Annotated in this window: 7 protein-coding genes; 3 read left to right on the forward strand and 4 right to left on the reverse strand. The window is 74.4% G+C overall.

Translation table 11 applies throughout. The features are described 5' to 3' along the window. Nucleotides 1–60: 60 nt before the first annotated feature. Nucleotides 61–1,023: an ROK family protein gene (locus ACH5AO_RS01580; protein WP_398920628.1), complete on the reverse strand. Its 963-nt coding sequence runs from the start codon at nucleotides 1,021–1,023 to the stop codon at nucleotides 61–63. Nucleotides 1,024–1,219: 196 nt separating this feature from the next. Between ACH5AO_RS01580 and ACH5AO_RS01585 the strand changes: the two genes are divergently transcribed. Next, nucleotides 1,220–2,314: a LacI family DNA-binding transcriptional regulator gene (locus tag ACH5AO_RS01585; RefSeq protein WP_398920630.1), complete on the forward strand. Its 1,095-nt coding sequence runs from the start codon at nucleotides 1,220–1,222 to the stop codon at nucleotides 2,312–2,314. Between the two features lie 9 nt (nucleotides 2,315–2,323). Next, nucleotides 2,324–3,139, forward strand: coding sequence for a hypothetical protein (locus ACH5AO_RS01590; RefSeq protein WP_398920632.1), 816 nt, complete (start codon nucleotides 2,324–2,326; stop codon nucleotides 3,137–3,139). Nucleotides 3,140–3,143: 4 nt separating this feature from the next. Here ACH5AO_RS01590 and ACH5AO_RS01595 read toward each other — a convergent pair whose 3' ends face one another. Genes ACH5AO_RS01595 through ACH5AO_RS01605 form a run of 3 tightly spaced genes read right to left on the reverse strand, consistent with a single transcriptional unit; the run spans nucleotide 3,144 to nucleotide 5,226 of the window. Beyond that, the gene (locus ACH5AO_RS01595) at nucleotides 3,144–3,362 is read right to left on the reverse strand and encodes a helix-turn-helix domain-containing protein (protein WP_398920634.1); all 219 of its coding nucleotides are present in this window, start codon (nucleotides 3,360–3,362) and stop codon (nucleotides 3,144–3,146) included. Beyond that, nucleotides 3,362–3,859: a DUF2975 domain-containing protein gene (locus ACH5AO_RS01600; protein ID WP_398920636.1), complete on the reverse strand. Its 498-nt coding sequence runs from the start codon at nucleotides 3,857–3,859 to the stop codon at nucleotides 3,362–3,364. The genes ACH5AO_RS01595 and ACH5AO_RS01600 overlap by 1 nt, the downstream gene beginning before the upstream one ends. A gap of 32 nt (nucleotides 3,860–3,891) precedes the next feature. Continuing rightward, nucleotides 3,892–5,226: a DUF6986 family protein gene (locus ACH5AO_RS01605; protein ID WP_398920638.1), complete on the reverse strand. Its 1,335-nt coding sequence runs from the start codon at nucleotides 5,224–5,226 to the stop codon at nucleotides 3,892–3,894. Nucleotides 5,227–5,373: 147 nt separating this feature from the next. Between ACH5AO_RS01605 and ACH5AO_RS01610 the strand changes: the two genes are divergently transcribed. Further along, nucleotides 5,374–6,276, forward strand: coding sequence for an endonuclease/exonuclease/phosphatase family protein (locus tag ACH5AO_RS01610; RefSeq protein WP_398920639.1), 903 nt, complete (start codon nucleotides 5,374–5,376; stop codon nucleotides 6,274–6,276). The last annotated feature ends 129 nt before the right edge of the window (nucleotides 6,277–6,405 follow it).

Here is a 6,405-nt window from a genome sequence, read left to right on the forward strand (position 1 = left end):
CGCCGACCCCGGACACCCACACCCCGACCACACCGAACACACCCACGTCCGATCCGGCCCTCAGACCCCCGCCACCGCCGTATCCACCGTGTCCGTCCTGCCCGCCAGCGCCGCCGCCGCCGCGCCCACCAGCCCCGCGTCCGTGCCCATCCGGGCCGGGGCCACGGCGAGGCGCCGGACGAAGGACAGGGTGGCGTACTCGGTGAGGGCCTTGCGGAGGGGAGTGAAGAGGACCTCGCCCGCCTTGCCCACGCCCCCGCCGATCACGGCGATGTCGATCTCGACGAGCGTCGCGGTGGCCGCGATCCCGGCGGCCAGCGCCCTGGCCGCCCGCTCGAACGACGCCGCGGCCACCGGATCGCCGGCCCGGGCGGCGGCGGCCACCGCGGCGGCGGAGGTGTCGCCGTCCGGGCCGGGACGCCAGCCGTCGTCCAGGGCGCGGCGGGCGATGTTGGGGCCGCTGGCGATGCGCTCCACACAGCCGCGCGAACCGCACGGGCACAGGTCGCCGTCGAGGTCCACGCTGATGTGACCGATGTGGCCGGCGTTGCCGGTGGGCCCGGGGTGCAGCCGGCCACCGAGCACCAGGCCGCCGCCGACCCCGGTCGAGACGACCATGCACAGCGCGTTGTCGTGGCCGCGGGCGGCGCCCTGCCAGTGTTCGGCGGCCGTGATCGCCACCCCGTCGCCGATCAGCTCCACAGGCAGGCCTCCGGCCGCCTCCCGGACCCGGGCGACGAGCGGGTAGTCGCGCCAGCCGGGCACGTTGACCGGGCTCACCGTGCCGGCGGAGGCGTCCACGGGGCCGGCGCTGCCGATGCCCACCGCGCCGGCGCGGTGCCACAGCGGGGACGCGGTGAGCTCACCGAGTACCGCCTCGACCGCCCGCATCACGGTCTCACCGTTCTCCTGCGCGGGCGTCGGCCGCTGGGCGCGGACCAGGATCCGGCCCTGGTCGTCCACCAGCGCGCCGGCGATCTTGGTGCCGCCGATGTCGAGCGCTGCCACGAGGTCGGTGTGCATCAGTGTCGGATCTCCCCGTTGAAACATCAGAAAACCGCCGAGAACGACCATGTGTGACCAGGAGGCAACACATGAAGCACGGGCAACGGCCGATCGCGTGGCGAGGTGCGGGCCGGAGTGTGCACGGGACAGTGTCCCCCGAGTCTGACAACGTTGTCCAGGCTCTATGCTCGACGCCACATCCTCATACAAGCCCATGGACCTACGCACCCCCGTGGCCGACAGGACAGGACACCGCACCGTGCCGGAGACGACCCGCCGCACCGACCGCATCCAAGGGACCCGTTACGGCAACCGCCCGACGATGAAGGACGTGGCCGCCCGCGCCGGGGTCGGACTCAAGACGGTCTCCCGCGTGGTCAACGGCGAGCCCGGCGTCACGCCGGAGACGGAGCGCCGCGTCCAGGAGGCGATCGAGGCGCTCGGCTTCCGCCGCAACGACAGCGCCCGCGTGCTGCGCAAGGGCCGCACCGCCAGCATCGGCCTGGTCCTGGAGGATCTCGCGGACCCGTTCTACGGTCCGCTGAGCCGGGCGGTCGAGGAGGTGGCCCGCTCGCACGGCGCCCTGCTGATCAACGGCTCCAGCGCGGAGGACGCCGACCGCGAGCAGGAGCTGGTGCTGGCGCTGTGCGCACGGCGGGTGGACGGTCTCGTGGTGATCCCGGCCGGGGACGACCACCGCTATCTGGCGCCGGAGATCAAGGCGGGCGTCGCCACCGTCTTCGTGGACCGTCCGGCCGGGCACATCGACGTGGACGTCGTCGTGTCGGACAACTTCGGCGGCGCCCACGACGGCGTGAGCCACCTGATCGCACACGGACACCGCCGGATCGGCTTCATCGGCGACATGCCCCGCATCCACACCGCGGCCGAGCGGCTGCGCGGCTACCGGACCGCCATGGAGGACGCGGGGATAACGGTGGCGGACTCCTGGATGTCGCTGGGCGTCACCGACCCGGAGCGGGTGCGCCGGGCGGCCGAGGAGATGCTCTCGGGACCGGACCCGGTCACCGCGATCTTCACGGGCAACAACCGGGTGACGGTCACCGTGATCCGGGTGCTGGCCGGACACGCCCGCCAGGTCGCCCTGGTCGGTTTCGACGACATCGAGCTCGCCGATCTGCTCCAGCCCGGCGTCACGGTCGTCGCCCAGGACGCGGCGGCCCTCGGCCGGACCGCGGCCGAGCGGCTCTTCCGCCAGCTGGACGGCACCCTGCTCGCCCCGGAGCGGATCGAGCTCCCCACCCGGCTGATCACCCGCGGCTCCGGCGAGCTGCCCCCGGCGGACTAGCGGCGGGCGGTGCCGGTGGAGGAGGACCGCACCCTGCGGGCGCTGGGTCTCGAGAAGGCGCCGCGCGAGCACCCGCTGCTGTATCCGGGCGCGTGGCCGCGCGACTCCGGGCTGCTGGACGGGGACCGACTGCTGCCGCTGGACCTCCTGGTGCACGAGGACCGCGTGCCCGTGCTCGCGGTCGGCTCCAACGCCTGCCCCGGCCAGCTGCGGCACAAGATGGCCGAGTCCGGGGTCGTCACGCCGGTGCCGATGGTGCGGACGCGGGTGACCGGCGTCGGCATCGGCGTCTCGGCGCACGTCAGCCGCATGGGTTATGTGTCCCACTCGCCGGTCCGCGCCCCGGGGACGGTGCGGGAGCTGTTCGTCCTCTGGCTCGACGCCCGGCAGCTCGCGGTGATCGACGCGAGCGAGGGCGTACCGCGGCCGGACGGCAACTTCCACCGCGTCTGGCTGCCCGCACCCGACGTCCGCGTGGAATTCGCCGACGGCTCCGTGCTCCCCGGCGCGTACGCGTACGTGAACCGCCACGGTGTGCTGCACGACGGCACCGGCGCCCCGCGCGCCCACCCGGGCCAGCGGGCGCTGCTCACCGATCTGCTCGTGAACGTGCCCGGACTGCGGGAGCTGTTCGGCGTCTCCCCCGAGGAGTTCTGCGCGCGGGCCCGCGCCGACCTCCGGCGGTGCGCGCGGGGCACCCGACTGTTCGCGGAGGAGGGGCTGGTGACGGCCTGCGGCCTGGAGCGGTACGCGGGGGTCCGGCGGTACGGAGGCCCTGGTGCCGGCGCGTCGCCGGCACCGCCCGGGTGGCGGGGGCACGGGTGACGGGTCAGGGCAGGGTGTCCTCGGGCTCCCAGCGCAGCAGGTCGCCCGGCTGGCACTCGAGCACTTCGCAGAGCGCGGCGAGGGTGGTGAAGCGCACCGCCTTGGCGCGGCCGTTCTTGAGCACCGCCAGATTGGCCGGCGTGATCCCGACGCGTTCGGCGAGTTCGCCCACGGACATCTTCCGTCTGGCCAGCATCACGTCGATGTCGACGGCGATCGGCATCAGATGACCCCGGCCAGCTCGGCCCGCATCCGCGACGCCTCGACGTCGCGCGCGACGGCCTGCGCCAGCAGCATCCGCAGGACGAGCACGACCAGGGCGATGCCCAGGATCGCCAGACCGGCCCCGCCCAGCAGCACCACGACGCCCGGGGCCACGGCCTCGCCGGGCGCGAGGAGCGCCCCGAGCGCGAACACCAGCAGCGCCGCGGCGACGAACGCGCCGATGACGACGTGCACGTAGCGGAAGGCGGCGTGGGAGAAGACGGTCCCGCGCCGCGCCATCGTCACCAGCCGCCAGACACAGACCAGGACGACCTGGGCCGTCACCACGCCGAGGACCACGACGAGGAGGAACGGGACCCGCAGGGACGAGTACTCCGCGTCCAGTCCTTCGAGGTCGCTCGCCATCAGCGGCACCAGCACCGTCTGGACCCCCAGGGATCCCGCCAGCAGCGCCACCATCACGGCGCGCAGCGCGAGCACGGTCAGCCGTCCCATCGCCCCTCCTTGAATCGAACCACGATGGAAATCTATCGAGATTCGATAGATGGGGCAAGCGGGCGGCCGGGCTGCCGCACGGAGGCCGTGCGACCTCCCCGTCGGGGTGACGTGAAGCCCTCCAGGCCGGCGCGGGACAGTCCGGACAGGCGCGCCACCTCGGCGTCGTCCAGGGCGCCGCAGTCCAGGCCGCGCAGCAGGTACCCGGCGAGGGCCCGGGCGGTGGCGGGCTCGTCCATGACGTCGCCGCCGGTCCGGGCGGCGTACCGGGCGAGACGGGCGGCGGCCCGGGCGAAGCCCTCGCGGCAGAAGGCGAAGACGGCCGCGTAGCGGGTGGGGAGGTGGCCGGGGTGCATGTCCCAGCCCTGGTAGTAGGCGCGGGCGAGGGCGCGGCGGGTGAGGCCGTAGTGCAGCCGCCAGGCGTCGTGGACCCGCGCCGTGGGCCCGACGGGCAGGACGTTGGTGGAGCCGTCCGAGACGCGTACGCCGGTGCCCGCGGCGGCGACCTGCATGACGGCCTTGGCGTGGTCGGCGGCCGGGTGGTCGCTCGCCTGGTGCTCGGCGGAGACACCGAGGCAGGCGCTGTAGTCGAAGGTGCCGTAGTGCAGCCCGGTGGCGCGGCCCCCGGCGGCCTGGATCATGCGGGCGACGGCGGCGGTGCCGTCGGCGGCGAGGACGGCCTGGCTGGTCTCGATCTGGATCTCGAAGCCGAGCCGGCCGGGTTCGAGGCCGCGTGCCTCCTCGAAGGCGCCGAGGAGGCGGGCCATGGCGGTGACCTGCTCGGGGTACGTGACCTTGGGCAGGGTCAGGACCAGCCCGTCGGGCAACCCCCCGGCCTCCACCAGGCCGGTGAGGAAGACGTCGAGGGTGCGGATGCCCCGGTCGCGGACGGCGGCCTCCAGGCACTTCATGCGGATGCCCGTGTACGGGGCCGCGGTGCCGTCGCGGTACGTCTCGGCGACGATCCGGGCCGCGCGGGCCGCGGCCTCGTCCTCCTCGGCGTCGGGGCGGTTGCCGTAGCCGTCCTCGAAGTCGACGCGCAGGTCTTCGACCGGCTCGCGTTCCAGTTTGGTGCGGACGCGGGCGTACACCTCCTCGGCCAGGCCGTCGTCGAGCCCGAGGACGGCGGCGAAGGAGGCGGCGTCCGGGGCGTGCTCGTCGAGCGCGGCGAGGGCCCGGTCCCCCCAGGCGCGCGGGGTGTCGGCGGCGAAGGCGTCGCCGGGGACGTAGACGGTGTGGACGGGCTGGCGGGTGCCGGGGTCTCCGGGGTAGCGGCGCTCCAGTTCGGCGTCGACCGGTGCGAGGGAGGCGCCGATCTCCTCACGCACGGCGCCCGCGAGACTGGTCGCCACCCGCTCCTGACCCATCCCACACCCTCCCATGCTTCCGCCATACGGAATCAACAATCCGTTGAATGAAGCTACTGAGCCTCCTTCCCGCCGGTCAACACCGCCTCGCGACCCGGCCCGCTCCCCCATCTCGCCATGTTCACGTCCATCTGGCATCGTTTGTCCGTGCCGACTCACAGCCGTGTCACGCGCCGTCTGGGACTGAAGGGCGCGCTCGCCGCCTCCGTCGTCCTCCCGCTCTCCAGTACAGCACCGCGGCCCGGGCCCGCCCCGGCGGACGAGTGCCCGGAACGCGCGCTGCGGGTCATGTCGTTCAACCTGCGGTTCGCGAGCACGGCCGAGCCGAACAGCTGGGCCGCCCGCAGGCCCGTGATGCGGCGGCTGCTGCGCCGCGAGCGCCCGCACGTCCTCGGCACCCAGGAGGGCCTGTACCGGCAACTGCGCGACATCGGGGCCGACCTGGGGCCGTCGTACGACTGGATCGGCACCGGACGGGCCGGCGGCAGCCACGACGAGTTCACGGCGGTCCTCTACTACACCCGGCGCCTCGTCCCGCTGGAGTACGACCACTTCTGGCTGTCCGGCACCCCGGACGTGATCGCCTCGAACACCTGGGGCAACGCCCACGTCCGCATGGCCGGCTGGGTCCGCTTCCGCGATCTGCGTGCCGACGGCCGGGAGTTCTGCGTCCTCGACACCCATCTGGACAACGCGAGCCAGTACGCGCGGGAGCGGGCCGCCGCCCTCGTCGCCGAACGCGTCCGCGGACTGGCCCGCTCGCTGCCGGTGGTCGTGACGGGCGACTTCAACGCCGCCGCCCACGACAACCCCGTGTACGACACGATGCTGGGCGCCGGGCTCGTCGACACCTGGGACGCGGCGGCCGAGCGCGGGGAGGCGTACGGGACGTTCCACGGGTACGGGCCGCCGGTGCCGGGCGGTGCCCGCATCGACTGGATCCTGGCCACGCCCGGTGTCACGGTGCACCGGGCCTCGGTGAACACGTTCACGGCCGGCGGCCGGTTCCCCAGCGACCATCTGCCGGTCCAGGCCTGCCTGACCCTGTGACGCGCCGGGGCGCGGGGGCCCCGGGGGGGGGGGGGGGCCCCCGCGCCCCGGGGGGGGCCCCCGGGGGGGGGGGGGGGGCGCGGGGGGGGGGGGGGGCGCCCGCGACGAAAGGGGCGCCCCCCCCCGCGG

This window comes from Streptomyces sp. NPDC018964 (assembly GCF_044390325.1).
Taxonomy (GTDB): Bacteria; Actinomycetota; Actinomycetes; order Streptomycetales; family Streptomycetaceae; genus Streptomyces.

Coding starts and splice junctions, on each gene's coding strand:
- ACH5AO_RS01600 (WP_398920636.1), bottom strand. CDS start 3,859: ATGGGACGGCTGACCGTGCTCGCGCTGCGCGCCGTGATGGTGGCGCTG.
- ACH5AO_RS01585 (WP_398920630.1), top strand. CDS start 1,220: ATGGACCTACGCACCCCCGTGGCCGACAGGACAGGACACCGCACCGTG.
- ACH5AO_RS01595 (WP_398920634.1), bottom strand. CDS start 3,362: ATGCCGATCGCCGTCGACATCGACGTGATGCTGGCCAGACGGAAGATG.
- ACH5AO_RS01605 (WP_398920638.1), bottom strand. CDS start 5,226: ATGGGTCAGGAGCGGGTGGCGACCAGTCTCGCGGGCGCCGTGCGTGAG.
- ACH5AO_RS01580 (WP_398920628.1), bottom strand. CDS start 1,023: ATGCACACCGACCTCGTGGCAGCGCTCGACATCGGCGGCACCAAGATC.